Below are 21,970 nucleotides of genomic sequence, written 5' to 3' on the forward strand. Positions count from 1 at the left end.
ATAGAACCCGCGGGAATGCGCCCGGTGAGCGCATTCGTGATACGAGTACACGCACCCGAGGAACGCCCTTCGGGCATGCGCGGGCGCGAAGGCGGGCGCCGGATCTCGTCCGGGCTGGAAGCGCACGGGACGAGGTGTCGTCCCGTGCGGCTCGGGGGCGTCCCCGGACAGAGCCGCTCCCCCGGCGAGCATGTCGGCACACAGGATGATGAGGACCATGACAACCTTGTTCATGTCCCGCCTCCTTGCTCATGCCAGGGAGATCTAGCCAGGAGGAAAGAGGCCCCGGCCGGCGTCGGTCACTTTTCCTTCCTGATCTTCGCCTGCAGCTCCCTCAGGCTCTTCTCGTTTTCCTCCTTGGTCTTTCGCGCCTCCTTGCGGACATCCTCATCCTTGGAGTGCTTGAGAGCCGCCTCTGACATGTCGATGGCGCCCTGATGATGCGCCGCCATACCCTTCATCCAAGCAAGGCCGGGGTCCGAGTCCATCATCCCCTGCATCATGGCCTTGTTCATCTTATCCATTGCTTCCATGGAGTCCTTCTGCAGGGGACCCATGTTCTTCATGTCCATGTCGGACATTCCCTTCATGTCCGACATGGATCCGCCCGAGTTCTGGGCGGGCGCGGCGACCGCGCCGAGCGTGACGAGTAGCGCTGCCGCGAGCGCGATCCTTGAGGCGTTCATGCATTCGGCTCCTTTTACCCCGGTGGGGTATAAACAACCGAACGCGTTGAAGGTTCGCGCGCCCGCGGCCATCTCGTGCCTGGCCGACACGGCGCCGGCTTCGGCGGGCTGGGCTCGGTTCCGCGGGTGCCCGGCCGTCGAGGGGACCGTCAGTGCGAGTGGGAGTGGCCGTCTTGATGGGAGTGGCCGGCCGGGGCCGCGGGCGGCCGAACCGTCGGGGAGGCCGGCGCGTCCGCTGCCGGCCCGGGCGCCTGTGCGGCGGCCGGGTCCCGCGCCTCGGCGGCCCCTCCGGCGACACCAGCGCCGGCCTCGGAATGGGTGTGCTCGTGTCCGTCGGTCCCGTGGTCGTGCCCGTGGCCCGCGCCAGGGTGCACGTGCCCGTCCGTGCCCGGAAGTCGCTGCACCCCAAGGCCATAGCGGTACACGTTCTCGCCGCCCAGCCATCCCGTGACCACCAGCCCTGCCGCTCCCGCCGCCAGGAGCGCGAGAAGCGCCGCCCCGGCACCGGCGACGCGATGCCTGTCGAGCCACGCCGCGCCGGCCGCGCCCAGGAACACCGCGGCGGTCCCCAACGCCCACTGCATGTGGGTGGTCATGTTGGCGTGCGAGGGCCCGTCGTGAGCGACCGTATTGTAGGCTTGCCAACCCGTGGCCACCGTGACCAAGGCGGCCGCGACGCCCAGGCCAAGGTTCCAGCGCGCGACGAGGGTGAGAGCGGGCCCGACTGGTTGTCGCGCGAGCGCCGTCCCTGTGGCGAACAGTGCCGCTGCCGTCAGCAGCAGGGCGATGGCGAAGTGTACGACCAGGGGGTGCCAGTTGGGAATGATCTCGATCACGTGGGTGCCCTCTCGTGGGATCGGCCACCCGACCCGGTCGATGCGGACGCCGTGCCTTCGAAGGCTTGGCCGCAGTGTCGGCGTCGCAGGGTCGGGACTCGTCGGAACCGCAGCGACCCGAACCCCTGACCGGCGAAGGCCGGAGCGCTTTACGTCTACGGATGCAGCGGGAACGGGACGGGTCGGCAGGCCATGCAGACCGCCTATACCCCGCGAGGGTTTACTCACGTTCAAAAGCCTTGGCAATGGGGGCCAATGCCACGCGAAGGGCAATTTCGGACCGTCGCGGCGCTTTCGCGTCGCTTGCCTTGCTCGGGCTGCGGTTCCGGTCCAGGGCCTTTACCGCGGTCCTGCCGAGCCACCCTTCTGCTAAGCGAGCTCAGTGCTACGGATCGTGGTGGTCGTCATGGCAAATATCACCGTGGTTTTCGTCATGTTCGCCGGACCGACGATGACGGTCTTGGGTCAGGATCATGTACGCCTCTTCAGCCAGGCTCTCGCGTTCTCCGCGTTTCCGGCCCTGGTGAGGCGGTTTCGTGTGCTCGGGGCGGCTGCGTTCCTTGCCGAGGCTGTCACGGCAAGGCCCGCGACGGCGGCGCGGGCAGCGAGCGATGGAGTGGCCCTCGCCGCGGGCGAGGTACGCATGATCGGGTTTTCCGGCAACGCCGGGGCGGCCAATACGGCCGTGGGGTATACGGGGAAGGAGGGACCGGCATGCCAAGCAGCGGTCGGCGCGGCGTCTCGCCGTTGGACGGCGCCCCGGACCAAAGCCGGTGTAACCATTCGACCGGTCGGCACGGATTGAGGGGTGAGGCCATGTCCAAGTTCCGAGACAGCGATGACGAAGCGCAGTCCCCCCGTCGTGTTCGTTGCCCTTGGTCGGCCCGGCGTCCGGCTGGGTCCCTGCCGAGGGTGGGGCGGAGCCCTGCGGCGCGCGGTCGGTTCGGCCGGGCTGCGCGACGGCCGGCGCTCCCGGGGTGCCGGCGGGCTGCGGTGTCAGGCATTGCTCGACCGGCGGCACGGGCCATTCGCTGGAGGCCACTCCCTTTGACCACGCCCTCCGCCATCGAGGACCGGGTGCGATGCCCATCCTTGCGGCCGCCTTCCCGTGGTCCGGCAGCGGCTGCCCCGTGGGACAGGCGAGCGGCCTGGGCCGCGCGGCTGACGGCGTCGCCCGCCTCGCATCCGCGGCCGACCGGGAGGAGAGGTCGGGAGCAGGCCCCGCGTTGATCCGCCAGGAAGCCGAACTCAGGGCCTTGCTCTCGGCGGGGCTTTCGGGCAGCGCCCCGGACTACCGTCGCTTCCTTGAGCGACTCGGGCCGCACCTGCGCGCTTACTTCAAGGGGAAGCTTGACCGTTCGAGGAGGGCTGCGACGGAGGCGGAGGATCTGGTGCAGGAGACGCTCCTGGCGGTGCACACGCGCCGACACACCTACGACCTGGGCCAGCCCGTGACGCCCTGGGTGTACGCCATCGCCCGATACAAGCTGATCGACCACTTGCGCCGGACGAGGGCGGCGGCCGCCGACGTGCCGGTCGAGGACGCGGGGGAGCTGGTCGCGAGCGACGACCATGCCGCCGTGGAGAGTTCCCTCGACGTCGAGCGCTTGCTGGCGAGGCTGCCCGCCAAGATGCGTCAGGCGATCAGGTCGATGAAGGTCGAGGGGCTGAGCGCCGCGGAGGCGGCGGAGCGTTCCGGGATGTCCGAGGCGGCCATCAAGGTCAGCGTCCACCGCGGGCTGAAGGCCATGGCGGCACTCGCTGGAGGCAAACGAAGGCAATGAGGACGGACGAGTTGATCGGCCTGCTTGGCGCGAGCGTTGAGGGGGAGCCCGTCCGGCGCCCGCGATTGACCCGCCGCATCGGGTTGGCCGCGGCGCTTGGAGCCGCAGGTGCCCTGGGCATCGCCCTGCTCGCGCTCGGTGTGCGCCCCGACCTGCTGCATGGGCGCGCGCTCGGGTTCCTTGTGGCGAAGGTCGCCTTCTCGGCCTGCGTCGGAGGCTTGGCCCTGTGCTATCTCGCCCGTCTCGCCCGGCCGGGCGGAGAGAGGCGCGTGAGCCCCGCGGTCGCCTCGCTTCCGTTTGCCGCGGTCATCTTGCTTGCCGTCCTGAGCCTGGCCTCGGCCCCGCCTTCGCATTGGGCCCCGATGCTGGCGGGCGAGATGTGGCTCGAATGCCTTCTGTCCATACCGGTCATCGCCGTCGTTCCGTTCGCCGTGCTGGTGTGGGTGGTCAGACGCTTCGGCGCCCCGACCGACCTTGTGCGGGCGGGTGCGCTGGTCGGCTTGGCGTCCGGGGCGTTGAGCGCCATGGGCTACGCGCTTCACTGCGTCGACGACACCATCCCGTTCGTCGCCGTCTGGTACGGCGGGACAATCGCCCTGTGCACCTTGGCGGGTGCGATCCTCGGGCCGCGCCTCCTGCGCTGGTGAGCGTGCGCGGTCCGACGGCGGGTTCAGCCCGGCTCCAGGGCGAACCCCCGTGATGTCCTTAGCGTTGAGCCGTGCTTGCCTGTCGAGAGGAGGAACCCGGACGATCAAGTCTCCCGTGGTCGCCTGATACGGGCGTCGCCGCGAGGGGGAGGCACGGCTGCGCAGGCCCCCCGTCCTGCCGCCAGCGCGAACGAGACCGGCGCGGGAACAGGGCGGGTTGCCCGCCACCGCCAAGGCGTAAGCCGGACGGGAAGACGAACCCGCGACCCCTTCGATGGCGCGTCGCGGGCCACGGCCGATGCCCGTCGAGTTGCGCGTCCCGCACCGGAGCAATCAAGATTTATTGTAACGAAATGGACGCCGGCTTCGAAGTCCTATGCATCGGCACAGTAGAAGTTCTCAGCATAGGAAGATGAACTATGGCTGTTAGATTTTCCATGATCGCACTCGCGGCCTACTTGGCGGCCGGTGCAGCTTCGGCCGGACCGGACGTCCGGCCCGGCCCCGTTCCATCCAGGGCCGGGAGCGCGGCCTCCGACCGGATGGCCGCACCCATCGAGACCGGCACCGTCACCGGGGCGCTCCGGACGCGCGGCATCGCCCGCGACGTCCAGGGTCGCGACCTTCGAAGCAGCACTCGCGGCAACGCCCGGTTCCCCGAGCGGCCGGCCGCGGCCCAGAACCTGGGCGCCACGGCGGGTGGCCCCGTTTACTGAGGGGAGCGGCTCCGGCGATCGCTCCCCAAGAGCTGTCCACCGTCCGGCAAGCGGGCCTCGGGCGGCCTGGGGCGCCGGAACCCCGTCCACCGGGTTGGATGCACGGCCGGGCCCGGGGCAGGCCAAGCCGGTGGACGGGCGGGCGCCCGCGCCTTAGGGCGGGCCATGAGCGGAGATCTCATTCACGATTGGGCACGGTCCCGGGAATGGCCGACGACGCACGCGGTGCGGCGGGCCTTCACGCGTCTCGCCGCATCGACCTACGCGCGCAAGCAGGCCGGCTTCGGTGTCCTGCCCCCTTCCTTGGCGGCCGAAGAGGCGGCCGTGCTTCGCGAGAGCCGCTCGCGGCTTCTCGACGCGTCGTACGGCGCCAAGCCCGTCGAAGGGGTCGCGGCTCTCCTGGACGAGGTCGCGGAGGTCCTGCGCGCCGGGGCGGCGCCCGGAGGCGAGGGGACGACGTGGCTCGGCTTCATGGGGCTTGACCGCGGCACGGCGCGGTCGGCGGCGCGGGCTGACGAGGGACGCGACTACGTCCTCGCACAGTACCGGGCGATCCAGGCCCACCTCTGGACCGACCCCGCGCAGGCCGTCGTCTTCGCGGCCGCACAAGCCGCCGTGCACCACACCTTGTCCACCACCCAGGGCCAGGAGGAGCCGGAGGTCACCGTCGACCTGATGAAGGAGTTCACAGGGAACATCAGGAACGTCGTCATCGACGCGATGGAGCGCGAGCGGGTGCCTCTACCCGAGGGCTCGTTCCTGGACGTCGCGACGGCGTCCATGACCAACCGCAGGGACCGGCTGGGCGCCGACTTCGCGGTCGTCACCGGCTTTCTCTCCCGGGGGGTGACCAGGTACCGCGTGGCCCTCTTCCAGGCGAAATGGGACGACGGGCGCGGTCGCTTGGCGGATGTCTCGCACCGAAGCGGCGCGCAACTCGACGAGTTGCTCGCGACCGGGATGGGCTACTACGTCTTCTACCCGAGGGTCGGCCGCACGGGCGGGAAGGCACGGCCCGTGTTCCTGCCGACAGTCAGGGCGGCCGGGGACGTCCATCGCGACGTCCACCCCGGGCCGGGCCGTTTCGTTCCCAAGGTCAGCACGTGCGTCGGGGCCGCGAGCGGCGACGTCGCCTGGGAGTTCGCCGCCTTCCTCGCGCTGGCGCTCGCCTCGCCGCGGGCCGGCGGCTTCGGCAGGCTCTTCGACACGCCCGAGGAGGTGGCGCGCATCCTCTCCGGCGGCCGTAGGCGTCCGCTCGCCCGCGAGGTGCTGGCATACGACCTCACCCCGGGACGGAGCCTCAACCTCTCGGCCTTCGTCGAGGCACTCGGGGCCGCGGGCTACGACCGAACCGGCCTCGTGGCCGTGCCGTCCCGGTCCGACACGCCAGGCGACCCCGACACGGACGGGGAGCCCGACGGAACCGGCGACTAGCCCGCCCGCGCGGCGCCTCCGTTCCCGGGGCGGGCGCGTCGCTTCACAGGGGGGTGGATCGTCACGGCCTCAAGCAAGCACTCCGCGCGGACGGCAGAACGGGGCCGTCCCGGCGTGCGGGCGACGTCCGCGAGCAGCGCCCTCTCATCGCTTAGGGCGAGGAGGTCCAGAACCAGCGGCTCCAGGTCGACGTAGGACGCCTTGTCCGTCCAGGCCAGCACGTACTCGATCAGGCCCCGGCTCGCCGACGGCGCATCCTCGACCGACGCGAGCGCCAGGCCACGCCAGTGCGCCTTCGTGTCGTCGGCGAGCGCGGACCAGACGTGGCGCTCATCGCGCAGGCCCACGGGCAGGTCCCGCAAGCGCCTCGCGAGGTCGAGGACGCTGGCTCCGCCCTCCAGCCCCCCGACGAAGGCGAGGCAATGCTCCTCGCGCTTGGCGTCCGCGACCTTCCGGTTCGCCGCGGTGGCCCAGCGAGCGTGGCGAACGAGGGTCAGGGCGCCGAACGTCGCAGTCGGCCGCTCGCTCGGCCAAAGGTCGGCAACCGCGCTCCGCAGCGCCGCGAGCAGCGCGTCGGGCTCCGTCGCCAAGAGGCCGTCGAGGTGGACGAGACGGCGTAGGTCGGCGGCGTTCCAGCCTTTGAACAGCGCCGCCGCCCCGAACCACTCGCGCAGGGCCGGGCCGTGGTCGAAGCCGTCCGTCACTTGCATCCGCCAGCGGATCTGGTCGAGGACGCGAGCGGGCGAACGCCCCTCGACCAAGGCGCGCCGGAAGGCCGCGAGGTAGCCCTCCGGCCCGAGCGCTCCCTCGCCGGCCTCGAACAGCGAGACGAGGCCCTCCTCCACGCCCGCCGCAAGCTCGGGCCAGTGACGGTCGACCGCCTCGTCGAAAGCCTCCTGCCCGCCGGCCAGGCCGTCGCGCAGCCTCCAGAGGCCGACGCCGTCGACCGCGAAGGCGGCCAGGACCTCTTCGAGCGGGACGGGGTCGAAGAAGCGCGCCCGCAACCAGCCGCCCTCGACCGTCGGGGCCAGCCGCTCCGCGACGGCCAGGAAACCGCGCGTGTCCGGGAGCAGCCGCCGAAGGCGGTCGCCCGCGAGGGCGCTAGCCCGGTCGCGGAGGTAGCCCAGCATCGCGGCCGAGGGGTTCAGCTCCTTCTCGACCCTGTCCACCAAGGCCGCGACATCCGGCAGGACGTCGTCGTCCTGCCGGATGTCGCGGCCTCCGAGGTGCAACTGGAGGAGGGCTTCCGTCGCCCGCTCCGATGTCGCTTGCCCCCCGCGCAAGTGGGCCACCACGATGTCGACCATGAGGCGCTCGCCGTCTGTCCCTCGCGCGGCGAGGAACGCCTCGATCTCCGCTCCGTCCGCGCATCGCGCCAGCCCGTCCTCGCGGAGACGGCACAGGGTCGCCGTGATGTCCTCGCCTGGCCCATCCCGATCCATCGCCTTCCCCTCTACGCGAAGGAGCCCCCTATCGACGACGCGGCCGGGCTCCTCAAGGGGACGACCGCCGGGCCGGCGCGCGGGGATTCCCGGGACCATGCGCCGAAACGGACCGACGACGAACGGGTTCGGTCGCGGCTTGGACGCGGTGTAACGAATTCGACGAGTGTCCCGAACTGATCGACGGGGCCGCCGCGGCGAGGGGGCGCCCTGCGGCGTCCCCGTGCTTACGACCGCCCTCCTTTTGTGAGATACTGCGACGGATGTCGATCTGGACCGCCATGTGTCGCTTGCTCACGGCTCTCGCCGTGGTCGGCCTCCTGACGGGGGCGCTGGCAGCTCCCTCGCGGGCGCTTGCGTCGGCAAGCATGGCGAGCCAGGCGGCAACGGCCCAGCCGGCGGCGGACATGGAGGACATGCCCTGCTGCGACCCCGTCCGCGGCGCGCCCGACCACCGCGACATGGCGGATTGCCCGTTCCTGGCCCTCTGCGTTGCCAAGGTGCTCGCGGGACCCGCGTTCGGGGCGGTCGGCGGGACGCGCGCGGCCACCGCTGCCGCGCAGCCCCTGCGTGACGACCTGCGGCGCGACGGGCTGAGCACCGCACCTCGCGGACACCCGCCCAAGCCCCTGTCCTGATCCCAGACCACTCCCGGCGCCACGCGGCCGAGCCGGCGCGCACGAAGCGACGTGCGCGACCGTCCAGGCCGACGATCCGACATGCGCCGGCCCGTCTCCGGAACCAGGATGGAACCCGTGATCACGGACTCAGACATTGACTTCCCCCGTCGGCTACGGCTGGCCAGCACGCACGGAATGGCCCTCTCGACCCGACCGCGCACCCGCAGGCTCGCGGGCCGGCACGGCCCCGCAGCGGGCGCGAACGGGTTGCGTGACGGGAGGGCGGCATGACGGAGCGGCGCGACCTCCTCCCGGAGGACGATGACCTTGGCCGCCGCGGGTCCGGCCGGGGCCGGTGGACGCTGCTCGGGCTGGCGTTCGCGGCGGCGTTGGCCGGCGCGGCGGGAGCGGGCTACGCCCTGGGGCAGGGGGCCTGGACGCTGCCGCGGGCCGTCACGGAGCGGGTGCCGCCTGCCCTGGCAGGGTGGCTGCCGCCCGCCGCCGGCCTGGCGGGACAGTCCCGCGAGCTCGGGGACTACGTCTTCGAGCTTGCCGAGCCGGAGGCCAGGCCCGGCGCGGCCACCCTGGCCGTCCGGCTGGTGCACAGGCCGACCGGCAAGCCGGTCCCCGACGCGGTGGTCTTCGCGAGGCGCCTCGACATGGCACCCGAGGGCATGCCCACGATGACATCCAAGCTGGAGCCGCTGCCGACGAACGAGCCGGGCCTCCACCGGTTCAGGGCGAACCTGGCGATGGAGGGCGGCTGGCGGCTCTCGCTGGCCGCCAAGGTGCAGGGCGAGGTCGGGACGGTGCAGGGCCGACTCGCGCTGAAGGCGGTGCCGTGATGGATCAGACCACCCCGTTCCACCTCAGCCGGGCCCGGAACCGGACCGGCGCACGGCGCACGGCGGCGTGGGTCGCCGGCATGGCGCTGGTCACCGCGGCGCTGGGCGGAGCCCTGCTGGCCGGCATGAAGGCCGGCGAGGCAGGCATGCCGTTGCCGGCGTGGCTCCCGGCCCCGGTGGTCGCGCTGCTCGTCGGTGAGCGCCCGGAGCCGGCGTCCGACGCCCCCGTGCTCTACTACCGCGACCCGGCCGGGAGACCCGCTTACTCGGCGGGGCCCGCCAGGACGGCGGACGGGCGCGACTTCCTGCCCGTCCGGATCGGCGAGGACGTGGATTTCGCCCCCAAGGCCGGCAAGCCGCAAGGCGCCGAGCCTTCGGCCCATGTCGAGGGCGGCGGCAAGAGGATCCTCTATTACCGCAACCCGATGGGGCTGCCGGATACCTCGCCGGTGCCGAAGAAGGACTCGATGGGAATGGACTACGTCCCCGTCTACGAGGGCGAGGCGGAGGACGGCGGAACCATCAGGATCTCGCCCGGCAAGGTCCAGCGCACCGGCGTGCGCACCGAGCCCGCCGAACGCAGGGTCGTATCGCGGCCCGTCCGGGTACCGGGCACGGTCGCGCTCGACGAGCGCCGGGTCACCGTGGTGGCGACGCGCTCGGATGCGTTCGTCGACCGCGTCGAGAACGTCACGACGGGCGACCGCGTGCGGAAGGGGCAGCCGCTGGTCGACGTCTACTCGCCCGAGATCAACGCGGCCGCCGCGCAGCTCATCGCCAACCCGGGCTTCGACGGCTCGCGGCGGCGGCTGCAGAACCTGAACGTGCCGGCCAACGTCATCGCCGAGATGGAGCGCACCCGCCAGGTCCCGATGGCGATCACGTGGTCGTCGCCGCGCGACGGGGTCGTGCTGGAGCGGAGCGCCGTGGAAGGCATGAAGGCCGCCGCCGGCGACACGCTGTTCCGGATCGGCGACATCTCGGTGATGTGGGTCCTCGCCGACGTGCCCGAGTACGACCTCGGGAGCGTCAAGGTCGGGCAGCCCGTCACCGTCCGGGTGCGCTCGCTCCCGGGCCGGGCGTTCCCCGGCAAGGTGGGCCTGATATACCCGCAGGTGAACAAGGACACCCGCACGACGCGTGTGCGCATCGAGCTGCCCAATCCCGAGGGCGCGCTGCTCCCGGACATGTACGCCGACGTGGAGATCGCGACCGGCTCGGGCAGGCCGGAGGTCGCCGTCCCGGCCGACGCCGTCATCGACACGGGCACCAGGCAGGTCGTCCTGGTGGACAAGGGCGAGGGGCGCTTCGAGCCGCGCGAGGTCAGGGTCGGCGCACGCGGCGAGGGCTACGTCGAGATCCGGGAGGGCGTCTCGGCCGGCGAGCCGGTCGTCACCTCGGCCAATTTCCTCATCGACGCGGAGAGCAACCTGAAGGCGGCCCTCCAGGCGTTGGCTGCCCCTAAGGACCCCGAGCGGGAGAAGCCGCGATGATTGCTCGCCTGATCGGATGGTCCGCCCGCAACCTGGTCCTCGTGTTCGTCGGCACGGCGTTCGCGGTGGCGGCCGGTCTCTACGCCGTCCGGACGCTCCCCCTCGACGCCATCCCCGACCTCTCCGACGTGCAGACTATAGTCTACACCGAGTATCCGGGTCAGGCGCCGCAGGTCGTGGAGGATCAAGTCACGTATCCGCTGACAACCGCCATGTTGACCGTGCCTCGGTCGAAGGTGGTGCGCGGTTTCTCCTTCTTCGGCGTGTCGTTCGTCTACGTCATCTTCGAGGACGGCACGGACCCGTACTGGGCCCGTTCGCGCGTCCTCGAATACCTCAACGCGGCCGGGAGCAAGCTGCCGTCGGGGGTGACGCCGACGCTCGGCCCGGACGCGACCGGAGTGGGCTGGGTCTACCAGTACGCCGTCGTCGCCAAGGAGCGGACGCTCGCCGAGCTGCGGTCGCTCCAGGACTGGGTCGTCCGCTTCGGCGCATCGCGGGCGGAGGGGGTGGCGGAGGTCGCGGGCGTCGGCGGCTTCGTCAAGCAGTACAACGTCGTCGTCGACCCGAACCGCTTGCGTGCGCAAGGCGTCACCCTCGACAGGCTGCGGGAGGCCATCCGGTCGAGCAACGCCGATGTCGGCGGGCGCACGGTCGAACTCTCCGAGTTCGAGTTCATGGTGCGCGGCCGCGGCTACCTGAAGAGCGTGTCCGACATCGAGAACATCGTGCTGAAGACCTCGGGCGGCACGCCGTTGCGGGTGAGGGACGTGGCCCGGGTCGAGCTCGGGCCTGACGAGCGGCGCGGCATCACCGAGATGAACGGCGAGGGCGAGGTCGCGGGCGGCATCGTCCTGCAGCGGTTCGGCGCCAACGCGCTCAACGTCATCGAGGGCGCCAAGGCCCGGCTGGCCGAGGTCGCGGCGAGCTTGCCCAAGGGCACCGAGATCGTGCCGGTCTACGACCGCTCGCAGCTCATCGACGCCGCCATCGAGACGCTCAAGGGCACGCTCGTCGAGGAGAGCGTCATCGTGGCGCTCGTCTGCATCGTGTTCCTGCTGCACCTCAGGAGCGCGCTCGTCGCCATCCTGATGCTGCCCGTCGGCATCCTCATGGCGCTGGGCGCCATGAGGATGCTCGGCATCGGCGCCAACATCATGTCGCTCGGCGGCATCGCCATCGCGGTCGGCGCCATGATCGACGCGGCCATCGTCATGATCGAGAACGCCCACAAGCACCTGGAGCGGGCGCCGGCGGGCAAGCCGCGGGTCGAGATCCTGGTCGAGGCGGCGGGCGAGGTCGGCCCCTCGCTGTTCTTCTCGCTCCTCGTCATCACGGTGAGCTTCCTGCCCATCTTCACCCTGGAGAGCCAGGAAGGCCGGCTGTTCGGGCCGCTCGCCTTCACCAAGACCTTCGCGATGGCGGCGGCCGCGCTCCTGTCGGTGACCCTGGTGCCGGCCCTGATGGTCCTGTTCGTGCGCGGACGGATCGTGCCGGAGCACCGCAACCCGGTGAACCGGCTGCTCATCTGGCTCTACCGACCCATCATCCGCGCGGTGCTCAGGGCCAAGGGGCTGACCATCCTGCTCGCCGTGGCGGCCCTCGCCGCCACGGTGTGGCCGGCGCGCCAGCTGGGGTCCGAGTTCATGCCGGACCTCAACGAGGGCACGCTGATGTACATGCCGACAACCCTGCCGGGACTGTCGGTGACCAAGGCCGCGGAGCTCCTGGCGACCCAGGACCGCATCATCAAGTCCTTCCCGGAGGTCGATACGGTCTACGGCAAGGCGGGGCGCGCCGCCACCGCGACGGACCCGGCGCCGACCGAGATGTTCGAGACAATCATCACGCTGAAGCCGAAGGCGGAGTGGCGGCCCGGCGTGACGCTCGCGAGCCTCAAGGCCGAGATGGACAAGGCGCTGCAGTTCCCCGGCGTGTCGAACGCCTGGACGCAGCCCATCCGGGCCCGCATCGACATGCTGTCGACCGGCATCCGCACGCCAGTCGGCATCAAGGTCTACGGCACCGACCTGACCGAGATGGAGAAGGTCGCCCGCAAGGTCGAGGCGGTGGTCCGTTCGGTTCCGGGCACGTCGAGCGCCTACGCCGAGCGGGTCATCGGCGGCTACTTCCTCGACATCACCCCCGACCGGGAGGCGCTCGGGCGCTACGGGCTCATGGTGGGCGACGTGCAGAGCGTCATCGCCATGGCGCTCGGCGGCGAGAGCGTGACCAACACTGTCGAGGGGCGCGAGCGCTACAGCGTGAACGTGCGCTATCCGCGCGCCTTCCGCTCGAACCCCCAGGCCATCGCCTCGGAGGTGCAGGTGCCCCTGCCGGCGGGCGGGACCGTGCCGCTCGGGGAGGTTGCCAACGTCCAGCTCACCCGCGGGCCGACCTCGATCCGCACCGAGAACGGGCAGCTCGCCGTCTACATCTTCGTCGACATCTCGGGCCGGGACCTCGGCGGCTACGTCGCCGAAGCCCGCGCCGCCGTCGCGAACGAGGTGAGGTTGCCCCAGGGGATGAGCGTCCAGTGGAGCGGGCAGTTCGAGTACCTGGAGAGGGCGGAGGCACGGCTCAGGATCGTGGTCCCCGTGACGCTGCTCATCATCTTCCTGCTGCTCTACCTGAACTTCCGGCGCCTCACGGAGACGTTGATCGTGATGCTCTCCCTGCCGTTCGCCCTGGTCGGGGGCGTGTGGCTGATGTGGTGGATGGGATTCAACATGTCGGTCGCGGTCGCCGTCGGCTTCATCGCGCTCGCGGGCGTCGCTGCCGAGACCGGGGTGATCATGCTCATCTACCTCGACCATGCCTGGGACGAGCGGCGGGCCGAGGTTGCCGCCGCCGGGCGAAGCCTGGTCCGTGCCGACCTCTACCGGGCCATCATGGTGGGAGCGGTCGAGCGCGTGCGGCCGAAGATGATGACCGTGGTGGCCATCATGGCGGGTCTCGTGCCGATCCTGTGGAGCACCGGCTCGGGCTCGGAGGTGATGCAGCGCATCGCCGTGCCCATGATCGGGGGCATGGTCTCCTCGACGGTCCTCACGCTGGCGGTCATCCCGGCCATCTACGGCCTCGTGAAGGGGAGGGGCCTGCCGACGGCCGCGCCGAACCGCCGTGCACCTGACGAGCCGCGGCTGCCGCTCGCCGCCGAGTGAGCGCGACCGGGCGCGCGGAGCGGGGGCGCCCGACATCTTTGACGTTGGAGGTTATGATGGACGTGGGAGACATGTTTCCGCCGTCGCGCCGGGGCGTGGTGCTGGGCCTCGCGGCGTTCGCCGCGGGCGGCGGGCTCGCCCGGGCCGAGGGCTTGCCGGAGGTGGCGGTCACCAAGGACCCGAGTTGCGGCTGCTGCACGGCATGGGTGGAGCACCTGCGCAAGGAGGGCTTCACGGTGCGGGTCACCGAAGGGGCGGTGAGCCCGGTCAAGGTCCGGCTCGGTGTGCCTCGCGAGCTCGCTTCCTGCCACACCGCCCAGGTGGGCGGTTACGTCGTCGAAGGGCACGTGCCCGCGGCGGCCATCAGGCGGCTGCTGACGGAGCAGCCTTCCGGTACCGGCCTTGCCGTTCCCGGCATGCCCGCCGGCTCGCCCGGCATGGAGGTCGACGGCGTCGAGCCGGCAACCTACGACGTCGTCCTGTTCGGTCCGGCCGGGCGGAGCACGTTCGCGCGGTTCAAGGGCCGGCAGGCCTCATGACTGGGCGGGCCGGGTCACGAAGGCGCGGCCGGAAGGGGGGACGGCGGCACGAGGCGCGCCGGCCGCCCCCTTTTCCCGAAGCGCGGCCGTCGTTCGGTCGCCAAGCCACGGCTCAGAAGTGATGATGAACTACCACCCTCAAGCCGCTTGCGCGGCTCTTAGCGCGATTTCCGGGCTCGCGCCCGCGGCCAGTTCCTGACCGATGTTCCAGAGCACCCACGCCGACGCCTGATCGCGCGAGATCACGCGTCCGTCCGGCAAGGTGTGGGTGCGCTCGCCCAAGCCCTTCTTCCTGACCTCGCCCGAGACGGGTCAGGTCTGAGACGGCTTGTGCTTGCGAGGATCGACGAGAACCACCACGCCCCCAGCTTCTTCCGCTTTGATACGCAGGTTGGACAGAAACGATCCCGGAGCCGTGTCGAGGATGGCGCGGTTCAAGCCCGCCTTCTGCTTGACACGGCGGCCCGGTTTCTCGGCCGTGCCCTCGGCCGAGGCGGTCATGTTGCGAACCGACGGATCCTCCGTGACGATCATCGCGTGCTCGCGCACGAGCCGGGCCGTCACCTGATGCGTGCGATCCTTGCGCCGGTTGGCGAGACGGCGCGAGCGCCGGGCGACGAGCCGCTTCGCCTTGGCGGCCCGCTTCGAGCGCTTGCCGCGCAACGCCCGCGACAGGGCGCGCTGCTCCTCCTTCAGCGCCTCGTGCTCGGACGCGAGGAAGCGGTCGTTATCGACCTCCCCGAACCGCATCGGCCCGGTGCAGAGCGTGGCATAAGTCTCCACGCCCCAATCCAGTCCCGCGACCGCCCCGCCGGTCCGCTCGCGATGCGGCTCGCACGAGACGACCACCGACAGGAACCACCCGTCCGCCTTGCGCTGCACGTCGGCGCAGACGACCTCGCCCGGCGTGCGGGCCTCGCCGCGGGCCTGCATCTCCCCGATCCCGGAGAGGCGCAGCGTGCCATGCCGCCAGCCCTGGTCCGGCGTGAACCGAAAGCCGTCGCCAAGATGCTTGAAGCCGAAGCCGGGGAAGCGGTCGCGCCCCTTGAAGCGTGGGAAGCCCGTTGTCTGCCCCGCCTTCACGCGCCGGAAGAAATTCTGGAACGCCCGGTCCAGACGCTTGAGCGTGACCTGAAGCGACTGCGCGTTGAGCGACCGATAGGCTGGGTCGTCCAGCCGGATCGCAGTGACGGACTTGCACTGGTCGTTGTAGCTGATCGACTTGCCCGCCTTACGGTATGCCTCGATCCGCTCCTCCAGGGCCGCGTTGTACAGCGCCCGATGCAGGTCGCAGGCACGCTCCATCGCCGCCGCCTGAGCGGCCGATGGATAGAGCCTATACGTGACTCTGCGATGCACGATGGAAATAGCGCGAACATACCTCCGGTCGAGGATGAACGAAAGCGGGTAAGCGCTCCGCGCTGGCGGCCTTCACCACCCGCCAACCGCTGCGCGGTCTGGCGGGAGCACTAGCCGCAATTTGGTAGACCACCCGTCCGAAGCATTCCCGGACCTGGTCCTCAAGCGAGATGAAAGCTTCCATGGCCTCGTCCTCGCGTTTCATGCGACGGCGCCCGGCGCCCACCCGTACCGGTCCTTGAAGCGGTCGTGGTTCGCCAGCGGGGCCGGCCGGTACGGGGCGACGCCGTCGCACTGCACGACTGAGGGAAGGGCGAAGCGCTCATCGACGCTTGGGTGCACGGTGGCGTCGGGCCTGATGTCCCGGTCCTTGGTCTCCCAGGACTTGCCCTGCGCCCAGCGCCGCACCCAGCCCGGCACCCACGAGGCCGAGACGCGGGCCTCGATGGCGTCGCGCATGCCGGCGACCTCGCAGTGCTGCACGCCCGCCGCGGACGGGTGCAGCCGCAGCCGCGGGATTTGCATGACCTCCACCGGATGGCGCGGATCGGCCACGGCCGGCATGCCGTCCACCTTGAGGCCGTCCGGGACGCCGACGGCCTGCTCCAGCATCCACTTGAGCGCGATGTCCGACAGGCGGGATTCGGTCTCGTCGTAGCTGCCGCCGATGTCCGAGTGGTTGCCGGCGAACCAGAATTGGCGGAACTGGTCGGGCGCGCCCGGCGCCCGCGGCGGCGTGACCTCGGTCTTCCCCCACCTCACGCGGTCGAAGTCCTTGCGCCGCTCGTCGATGGCGATGGCCGCCCGGGCGTAGCCGACCTGGGCGCTGAGGAGGCGGTCGAAGTTCTCGCCCTTCCACTCGGCCACGTGGCTCTTCGACTTCCCCGGCTCGGGCCAGTCCGAGATGGTCTTGGTCTTCGCGGCGAAGAGGTGGCGTCGCACCGCGAGGGCCATCCCGGCCGATGCGGCGACGAGGACGGCCGCCGTGATCAGGTCCGCTCTCCAGAAGGAGCCGTCGAACAGGTAGGAGACGCCCCCGACCAGGGAGGAGGTCACCGCGATGGCGATGCCGAGCGGGATGACGACCGCAGCCGCGAGGCCGGCCTTGATCAGGGTGCGCTTCGGGCCGGCGACGCCGAGCGCCGCGACCGTGTCGAAGGTCCCGATGAAGTACGGCTCGACGTTCGACTTGCCGTCGCCGTCGCGGTGGTCCGAGCCGTACTTGGCCCGGAACCGCCGGGCGAGCTCGTGCCGCTCCGCGTCGAAGTCCGCGCGGGGATGGCCGGCGCCGTGCTCCAGGACCGTCCCGACGGCCTCGCGGGCGATGTCCCGCGTCATCTTGCGGAAGCGCAGCAGCGGGCCGTCCGCTCCCTTCGTGGGCACGCCGCAGTACATGAGGAGGTTGGCCACGCACCGGACCGTGTAGGCCCCACGGCTGAAGCCGATGAGGAAGATGCGGTCGCCCGGCTCGTAGTGGTCGACGATGAACCGGTAGCAGTCGGCGATGTTCGTGGCGATACCGCGCCCCGAGAGGGAGGCGGCCATCTTCTGCACGAACCGCACGGGTGCCGTCAGTGCCGTGGCGCCGATGTCGGTGCCGAGGCCCGGGTCGTAGAAGGCGACCTGCTCAGCGGGATCGATGCCGCTGTCGGGCCCGACCTTGCAGGCGCGGTACATCTTGTAGACGTTGCTGACACGCTGCTCGGGGCGGACGCCCCCGTCCTGGCCGGTGCCGTCCGAGAAGACCACGATGTTCTTGGGCATGATGCGCCTTGCGTCGGAGCACGGGGTCGGGGGGGGGGGGGAGGGGGGGGGGGGGGGGGAGAGAGCCGCGATTGGGAGTGATGCGCTTTGCGTGGGAGCATGGGGTCGCGGGCCCGCCCGAGGGCGGGCCCGCCGCGAGCGCCTCAGCGCTCCTTGCGCACGCCCTTGAAGGGGGTGCCGTCCTTCTTGCCGTCCATGAAGCGGCCGGTATCGGCGTCGCGCTTGGTCCAGGTCTCCGTCCTGGGGTTGAAGACCTGCGAGCGGTCGCGGACCATGCCGTTGCGGTGGCCGTCGCCGGAGGGAGGGTTCGTCGCCATGTCGATGCTCACGTCGGGGGCCCGCGCAACGGTTGCGCGGCCCGGGATGCCTCAGAGCCTGCCCGCTGCCCGGGGCCGATGGCGCCGGGACGGCCGGGAAGCCCTGATGCTCAAGCCCCCGGTCCGAGGCTGTGGCGGCGCGCCCATGGTTCGAGTACGCACGCAGCCTCGTGGTTTGCGTTAATATCTTGCAAAACGCCTTTTTGCAAGATAGGCCGAGCGGATGGGGCAGACCATGACACCAGCATCGACCGGCACCCGGCTGAAGGCGTTGCGCGAGCGGCGCGGCATGTCCCAGGAGCAAGTCGCGCAGGCTTTCGGGTTCAAGAACCACCAAACCGTCGCGCAGATCGAGGGCGGCCAACGGAAGCTGTCGGCCGAGGAGCTCGTGCAGGCCGTGCGGGTGTTCGAGGTCGACCTGGACTATTTCACGAACCCCTTCCTTATCGTCGGGGAGGCGCGGTTCTCCTGGCGGCGGGACGGGGCGCTCGGCATGGCCGAACTGGACGCGTTCGAGCGCAAGGCCGGCGAGTGGATCGGGGCGTATCGCGAGCTGAGCGTGACGACCGGCAACGCCCTGTCGCCCATCGTGCACCGGCTGAACCTGACACGGTTCGACAGCTACGAGGCCGCGGAGGCCGCCGGCGAGGGCGTCGCGGCCTTCCTCAAGCTCGGGCCGGTCCCATCGCAGCGCCTGGCCGAGGCCATGCAGGAGGAGCTCTCGACGCTCGTGCTGATGGTCGAGGCGCAGACCGGCATCTCCGGGGCGGCGTGCCTGGTGCGCGACTTGGGCGCCGTGCTCGTGAACCGGAAGGAGCCGGCCGGGCGCCGGAACTACAACCTCGCCCACGAGCTCTTCCACATCCTGACCTGGGACGCGATGCCTCCCGAGCGGCTCGACGACGGCGTCGGGTCCGGCAAGATCCAGAAGCGCATCGAGCAGATGGCGGAGAAGTTCGCCTCCGCCCTGCTGATGCCGCGCGACGTGCTCGCTCGATATCCCGCGACCGGGATCGACCATGCGTGGCTCAACCGGACCGCGACCGCGCTCGGCGTCACCTCCCGCGCCCTGAAGTGGCGGTTGGTGAGCATCGGGGTGATGGATGCGGACACCGCCCGGGCGTTCGACGACCGGCTCCTCAGCCACAACGGCCAGGCTGACGGGCGGCAGGACGAGTTGCCGCCGCTTTTCGGGCGTCGGTTCATGGAGGTGATGGCCGCCGGGATCGACCAGGGGCACATCTCGGTGCGGCGGGCCGCGGCGCTGCTCGACGTCACCATCGACGAACTTGGCGAACTCTTCGACGCGCACGAGGTCGAGCGCCCGTTCGACATGTGAGCCCGCCGGATACCTGTCCATCGCGGCGCGGTTCTCACCGACACCAACACGGTCATCGAGGCGCGCCGCGTCGGCGCGTGGCGTGCGCTGTCGAGCCGCTACGGGTGCGTGACGGTGACGAAGTGCCTGGAGGAGACGCGGACGCGATTCCAGCGCCGGCGCCCGGAGGAGATATCGACCCGACTGCCCTGCGCTCGACCTTCCACGCGGTCGAGCCGGACGACCACCTCGCCATCATCAGGCTGCAGCTCGACGGCCCCGGCGCGTACCTCGACGCCGGCGAGCTCTCGCTCTGGGCGCATGCCCTGGCCCGGGACGACGACTGGCTGATCTGCGGGCCCGACGCCGCCAGCATGCGCTTCGGCTTCGAACAGGGGCACCGGGCCAGGCTCGTCAGCCTCGAAGCGCTCCTGCAGGCCATTGTGCGTTAGCCCGCGCCGCCCCGCCGCAACTTCGGCAAGCGGTGGCTCTACGACCTAATCCACCGCCTCGCGACAGAACGGCTCCGAAAGTGGCCTGGGCAAGGAAAGCCGGCATGAAGGACGCTCCCGCAGCCACCCGGAACCCTCGGCTCGGCGGTCGCGACGCACCTAGCATGACCCGCTGGCCCATGCTATGGTACATACGTATGTATCGGAGTGTGCCGCGATGGAGCGTCAGTTCACGATGAAGGTCGATCCCGCCCTCATCGAGGCGGTCAAGGCACACGTGCTGAGGCGCGGCACGACCGTGAGCGACCTCATCCGCGACCTGCTCATGCGCGAGATCGGATGGAAGGAGGCGACCGACGGGGTGACCCCATCCCTCACCGACGAGCGGCGCCACGCCATCCTGACCGCCTACTCGCGAGGGGAGGCGGGCCGTGGCGACACCATGGTCGCCCTTGGCCTGGACCCGTCCGAGGTGGGCGCCTTCGCCCGGCTCATGAACGGGAGCGGCGTCGCCTGGCCGCGTCCCGACCGCGCGAGGGCCGAGGAAGCGGCGGAGATCCTCCTCGAACTGGCGCCGGGACTCGGCGAGCGCGGGGACGGCCGGTGAGGAAGGCCCGCATCATCCTGCCCGACGCGGGCCCCTTGTTCTCGTTCGCGGGCATCGACCGGCTCGACCTTCTCGTCGAGGTCGGGCTTCCCATCGTGCTGACCGACTACATCGAATACGAAGCGACGCGCTCCGGCAGCGTGACGGCGCGGCGCATCGATGCGTGGATCGGGGCGAACCGTCCGCTGGTCACGGTCCTGCCCACCGAGACCGGCCAGGAGCGGATTCGGAAGGAGAAGGCAGGCATTCCCGACAAGCGCAAGAACGTGGGCGAGCTCACGATCTTCGAGGCGGTCTCGAACGGGTACATGGAGCCCGGCCCCTACGTATTCCTGTTCGAGGAGGAGCGGCTGATGCGGGGGCACACCGTCAGCTTCTTCGACGAGTACCCCGTCCACGCCCTCACGACCTACGCCTTGCTGGTCGGCTTGGAACGCGCGCGGCGCATCCCCAGCGCCGACGCGGTGCTGGCCGACATGCGGGGGCTTGGCCAGCCGGACCTGACCGATGAGGAACGTCGGCAAAGGCGACGGGGATTGCGGCGGACGCTGATCGACCGGCCGCACCGGGACGAGCAGGGCGACGACACGGAATGGCGTCCCCCCGGACCGTGATCTCGCCCGGGCCGTTCGGAGGGTCGCGCCGCGGCGGGGGGATCAACGTCCGCGGTCAACCAACTTCAGAGAGCGCCTGACCATCCCATCGACCGTCCACCGGTCCATGTCGGCGTTCGCCTCCGCGTGCGAGCGGTAGCGATAGACGCCTTGGGGCACGACACGGGGGGCCCTGCGCGAGTTATCGATGCTGGCCTCGATCTCGTCCCGCGTGGGGCCCCGGAGACCGATTCCCGGCAAGCGGTGTCGACCGACGATGGTCGCCGGCCGACGAGAATGCCACAAGCGGGGCCACCGGGATATGGCCCGCGGTCCGCTTGCCCACGACCATGAGCGCTCGGGCGTCGCCTCGGTACGCTCGGGCCTACGGTGTTGAGCCGGTGGCGGCGCCAGGGGCCCGGGATGGCCGCTGCGGCAGGGCGGGCGCCGAGGAGCACGAGGCGGCTGCTTGATTGACTCGCGTGGCGGTCGGTTGTCGCGTTCCATGACCGAGATGGACGGAGGCGGCACCCCGGGCCGGCATGAAGGGGCTCCCATACCGACCCGGGCATGGGTCAGCCCCCGGCGACGGTCCGCTGGTTAGGTGTCAGCGTTCCGCCCGACCGAACGCCCCGACGCCTTTCCGGACCATGCCCAGCGCCGCCTCGGCGTCACCGCGCCGGAGCACCCGGAATTCCTTGCCGGCGAGTAGGTTGTAGTGGCCGAAGAACGCCTCGACCTCGTCGAGCATCCCCGGGCGCAGGTCGTTGAGCGCCTCGATGTGCGCGTGCGTGCGGGCCTTCACGGCTACGCCGATCAGACGGTCGTTGCGCTCCCAGGTCCCGTCGCGTTCGCGCTGCTCGGCCTCGATGACGCCGATTAGGCGTGCCTCCAGCATGCAGCCCGGGAAGGCGGGCGCGTCGAGAAGCAGGAGGACGTCGAGCGGGTCGCCGTCGGCGCCCTTGGTCGAGGGGATCATGCCGAAGTCGTAGGGGAAGCTCGTGCCCTCCGGCAGGACCATCTTGAACCGGAAGGCGCCGAATGCATCATCGTAGGCATACTTGTTCGGGCTGCCCTTGGGCGTCTCGACGACGACGTGGACGGTGCCATCCTCGCCGAAGGTGGGCAGGCGGCTCAGCGAGGGGGCGGTCATGGGCGAGGCGGGGCTCCGGCGCATCGCCCGGGCGGCGGCACGCCCCTGGTGAACTCGCATGGAGCCACGGGGGTCCCGGGGCGGGGCGACCGGGGCGACTCCGAGGATGCCGCGTAACGAGGGCCGCCACGCGACACGCGCTACGCCGGGGGCGCGCGAAGACCAATTTTTCACTGCCCTGCCACAGGATGGCCGCCTCCG

Annotated in this window: 22 protein-coding genes; 14 read left to right on the plus strand and 8 right to left on the minus strand. The window is 70.8% G+C overall.

Translation table 11 applies throughout. From position 1 onward, the window contains the following. Positions 1-299 precede the first annotated feature (299 nt). Together ACW9J6_RS13130 and ACW9J6_RS13135 are read right to left on the minus strand one after the other, a co-directional pair. On the minus strand, positions 300-776 hold the full coding sequence (locus ACW9J6_RS13130) for a DUF305 domain-containing protein (RefSeq protein ID WP_457116926.1): 477 nt from the start codon (positions 774-776) through the stop codon (positions 300-302). 59 nt (positions 777-835) lie between these two features. Beyond that, entirely contained in the window at positions 836-1,522 is a 687-nt protein-coding gene (locus ACW9J6_RS13135) for a DUF2231 domain-containing protein (protein ID WP_457116927.1), read from the minus strand. 406 nt (positions 1,523-1,928) lie between these two features. Between ACW9J6_RS13135 and ACW9J6_RS13140 the strand changes: the two genes are divergently transcribed. The 5 genes from ACW9J6_RS13140 to ACW9J6_RS13160 all read left to right on the plus strand — a co-directional run bounded on the left by ACW9J6_RS13140 (position 1,929) and on the right by ACW9J6_RS13160 (position 6,103). Further along, entirely contained in the window at positions 1,929-2,327 is a 399-nt protein-coding gene (locus tag ACW9J6_RS13140; protein WP_457116928.1) for a hypothetical protein, read from the plus strand. A 421-nt stretch (positions 2,328-2,748) separates the two neighbouring features. Beyond that, positions 2,749-3,306, plus strand: a complete 558-nt coding sequence (locus ACW9J6_RS13145; RefSeq protein WP_457116984.1) for a sigma-70 family RNA polymerase sigma factor — start codon at positions 2,749-2,751, stop codon at positions 3,304-3,306. Beyond that, complete coding sequence (locus tag ACW9J6_RS13150; protein WP_457116929.1) at positions 3,303-3,953, plus strand: NrsF family protein; 651 nt, start codon at positions 3,303-3,305, stop codon at positions 3,951-3,953. Before ACW9J6_RS13145 ends, ACW9J6_RS13150 begins: the two co-directional genes overlap by 4 nt. A gap of 542 nt (positions 3,954-4,495) precedes the next feature. Next, positions 4,496-4,669: a hypothetical protein gene (locus ACW9J6_RS13155; protein ID WP_457116930.1), complete on the plus strand. Its 174-nt coding sequence runs from the start codon at positions 4,496-4,498 to the stop codon at positions 4,667-4,669. Positions 4,670-4,834: 165 nt separating this feature from the next. Continuing rightward, entirely contained in the window at positions 4,835-6,103 is a 1,269-nt protein-coding gene (locus ACW9J6_RS13160) for a hypothetical protein (protein WP_457116931.1), read from the plus strand. Here the strand turns inward: ACW9J6_RS13160 and ACW9J6_RS13165 are convergent. Next, complete coding sequence (locus tag ACW9J6_RS13165) at positions 6,100-7,545, minus strand: hypothetical protein (protein WP_457116932.1); 1,446 nt, start codon at positions 7,543-7,545, stop codon at positions 6,100-6,102. The genes ACW9J6_RS13160 and ACW9J6_RS13165 overlap by 4 nt on opposite strands. 281 nt (positions 7,546-7,826) lie before the next feature. On the opposite strand from ACW9J6_RS13165, the gene ACW9J6_RS13170 reads away from it, so the two are divergent. The 5 genes from ACW9J6_RS13170 to ACW9J6_RS13190 all read left to right on the plus strand — a co-directional run bounded on the left by ACW9J6_RS13170 (position 7,827) and on the right by ACW9J6_RS13190 (position 14,206). Next, positions 7,827-8,183: a hypothetical protein gene (locus ACW9J6_RS13170; RefSeq protein ID WP_457116933.1), complete on the plus strand. Its 357-nt coding sequence runs from the start codon at positions 7,827-7,829 to the stop codon at positions 8,181-8,183. 269 nt (positions 8,184-8,452) lie between these two features. After that, positions 8,453-9,010 (plus strand): FixH family protein, encoded by a 558-nt coding sequence (locus ACW9J6_RS13175; protein WP_457116934.1) that lies wholly within the window; start codon positions 8,453-8,455, stop codon positions 9,008-9,010. Continuing rightward, positions 9,010-10,503 (plus strand): efflux RND transporter periplasmic adaptor subunit, encoded by a 1,494-nt coding sequence (locus ACW9J6_RS13180; protein WP_457116935.1) that lies wholly within the window; start codon positions 9,010-9,012, stop codon positions 10,501-10,503. Before ACW9J6_RS13175 ends, ACW9J6_RS13180 begins: the two co-directional genes overlap by 1 nt. Then, positions 10,500-13,667: an efflux RND transporter permease subunit gene (locus ACW9J6_RS13185; RefSeq protein ID WP_457116936.1), complete on the plus strand. Its 3,168-nt coding sequence runs from the start codon at positions 10,500-10,502 to the stop codon at positions 13,665-13,667. Before ACW9J6_RS13180 ends, ACW9J6_RS13185 begins: the two co-directional genes overlap by 4 nt. A gap of 56 nt (positions 13,668-13,723) precedes the next feature. After that, positions 13,724-14,206, plus strand: a complete 483-nt coding sequence (locus ACW9J6_RS13190) for a DUF411 domain-containing protein (protein WP_457116937.1) — start codon at positions 13,724-13,726, stop codon at positions 14,204-14,206. Positions 14,207-14,344: 138 nt separating this feature from the next. Here the strand turns inward: ACW9J6_RS13190 and ACW9J6_RS13195 are convergent, their stop codons facing one another. From ACW9J6_RS13195 to ACW9J6_RS13210, 4 genes are all read right to left on the minus strand, one after another. After that, entirely contained in the window at positions 14,345-14,488 is a 144-nt protein-coding gene (locus tag ACW9J6_RS13195; protein WP_457116938.1) for a hypothetical protein, read from the minus strand. 30 nt (positions 14,489-14,518) lie between these two features. Continuing rightward, entirely contained in the window at positions 14,519-15,565 is a 1,047-nt protein-coding gene (locus tag ACW9J6_RS13200; protein ID WP_457116939.1) for an RNA-guided endonuclease InsQ/TnpB family protein, read from the minus strand. Positions 15,566-15,766: 201 nt separating this feature from the next. Continuing rightward, a complete protein-coding gene (locus ACW9J6_RS13205) occupies positions 15,767-17,329 on the minus strand; it encodes a DUF2235 domain-containing protein (protein ID WP_457116940.1) in 1,563 nt (520 codons plus the stop codon). Between the two features lie 143 nt (positions 17,330-17,472). Next, entirely contained in the window at positions 17,473-17,646 is a 174-nt protein-coding gene (locus tag ACW9J6_RS13210; protein WP_234082671.1) for a hypothetical protein, read from the minus strand. Positions 17,647-17,881: 235 nt separating this feature from the next. Between ACW9J6_RS13210 and ACW9J6_RS13215 the strand changes: the two genes are divergently transcribed. The 4 genes from ACW9J6_RS13215 (at position 17,882) to ACW9J6_RS13230 (ending at position 20,637) form a co-directional block, all read left to right on the plus strand. Next, positions 17,882-18,985 (plus strand): helix-turn-helix domain-containing protein, encoded by a 1,104-nt coding sequence (locus tag ACW9J6_RS13215; RefSeq protein WP_457116941.1) that lies wholly within the window; start codon positions 17,882-17,884, stop codon positions 18,983-18,985. Between the two features lie 122 nt (positions 18,986-19,107). Further along, on the plus strand, positions 19,108-19,416 hold the full coding sequence (locus tag ACW9J6_RS13220; protein WP_457116942.1) for a hypothetical protein: 309 nt from the start codon (positions 19,108-19,110) through the stop codon (positions 19,414-19,416). Between the two features lie 217 nt (positions 19,417-19,633). After that, on the plus strand, positions 19,634-20,023 hold the full coding sequence (locus ACW9J6_RS13225; protein WP_457116943.1) for a ribbon-helix-helix protein, CopG family: 390 nt from the start codon (positions 19,634-19,636) through the stop codon (positions 20,021-20,023). Further along, a complete protein-coding gene (locus tag ACW9J6_RS13230; RefSeq protein WP_457116944.1) occupies positions 20,020-20,637 on the plus strand; it encodes a hypothetical protein in 618 nt (205 codons plus the stop codon). Before ACW9J6_RS13225 ends, ACW9J6_RS13230 begins: the two co-directional genes overlap by 4 nt. A 586-nt stretch (positions 20,638-21,223) precedes the next feature. On the opposite strand, the gene ACW9J6_RS13235 is transcribed toward ACW9J6_RS13230, so the two are convergent. Beyond that, the gene (locus tag ACW9J6_RS13235; RefSeq protein ID WP_457116945.1) at positions 21,224-21,769 is read right to left on the minus strand and encodes an inorganic diphosphatase; all 546 of its coding nucleotides are present in this window, start codon (positions 21,767-21,769) and stop codon (positions 21,224-21,226) included. Between the last annotated feature and the right edge of the window lie 201 nt (positions 21,770-21,970).

The organism is Methylobacterium sp. JK268 (genome assembly GCF_054052225.1).

Coding starts and splice junctions, on each gene's coding strand:
- ACW9J6_RS13210 (WP_234082671.1), bottom strand. CDS start 17,646: ATGGCGACGAACCCTCCCTCCGGCGACGGCCACCGCAACGGCATGGTC.
- ACW9J6_RS13225 (WP_457116943.1), top strand. CDS start 19,634: ATGGAGCGTCAGTTCACGATGAAGGTCGATCCCGCCCTCATCGAGGCG.
- ACW9J6_RS13180 (WP_457116935.1), top strand. CDS start 9,010: ATGGATCAGACCACCCCGTTCCACCTCAGCCGGGCCCGGAACCGGACC.
- ACW9J6_RS13175 (WP_457116934.1), top strand. CDS start 8,453: ATGACGGAGCGGCGCGACCTCCTCCCGGAGGACGATGACCTTGGCCGC.
- ACW9J6_RS13235 (WP_457116945.1), bottom strand. CDS start 21,769: ATGACCGCCCCCTCGCTGAGCCGCCTGCCCACCTTCGGCGAGGATGGC.
- ACW9J6_RS13165 (WP_457116932.1), bottom strand. CDS start 7,545: ATGGATCGGGATGGGCCAGGCGAGGACATCACGGCGACCCTGTGCCGT.
- ACW9J6_RS13155 (WP_457116930.1), top strand. CDS start 4,496: ATGGCCGCACCCATCGAGACCGGCACCGTCACCGGGGCGCTCCGGACG.
- ACW9J6_RS13190 (WP_457116937.1), top strand. CDS start 13,724: ATGGACGTGGGAGACATGTTTCCGCCGTCGCGCCGGGGCGTGGTGCTG.
- ACW9J6_RS13160 (WP_457116931.1), top strand. CDS start 4,835: ATGAGCGGAGATCTCATTCACGATTGGGCACGGTCCCGGGAATGGCCG.
- ACW9J6_RS13185 (WP_457116936.1), top strand. CDS start 10,500: ATGATTGCTCGCCTGATCGGATGGTCCGCCCGCAACCTGGTCCTCGTG.
- ACW9J6_RS13170 (WP_457116933.1), top strand. CDS start 7,827: ATGTGTCGCTTGCTCACGGCTCTCGCCGTGGTCGGCCTCCTGACGGGG.
- ACW9J6_RS13215 (WP_457116941.1), top strand. CDS start 17,882: ATGACACCAGCATCGACCGGCACCCGGCTGAAGGCGTTGCGCGAGCGG.
- ACW9J6_RS13205 (WP_457116940.1), bottom strand. CDS start 17,329: ATGCCCAAGAACATCGTGGTCTTCTCGGACGGCACCGGCCAGGACGGG.
- ACW9J6_RS13140 (WP_457116928.1), top strand. CDS start 1,929: ATGGCAAATATCACCGTGGTTTTCGTCATGTTCGCCGGACCGACGATG.
- ACW9J6_RS13150 (WP_457116929.1), top strand. CDS start 3,303: ATGAGGACGGACGAGTTGATCGGCCTGCTTGGCGCGAGCGTTGAGGGG.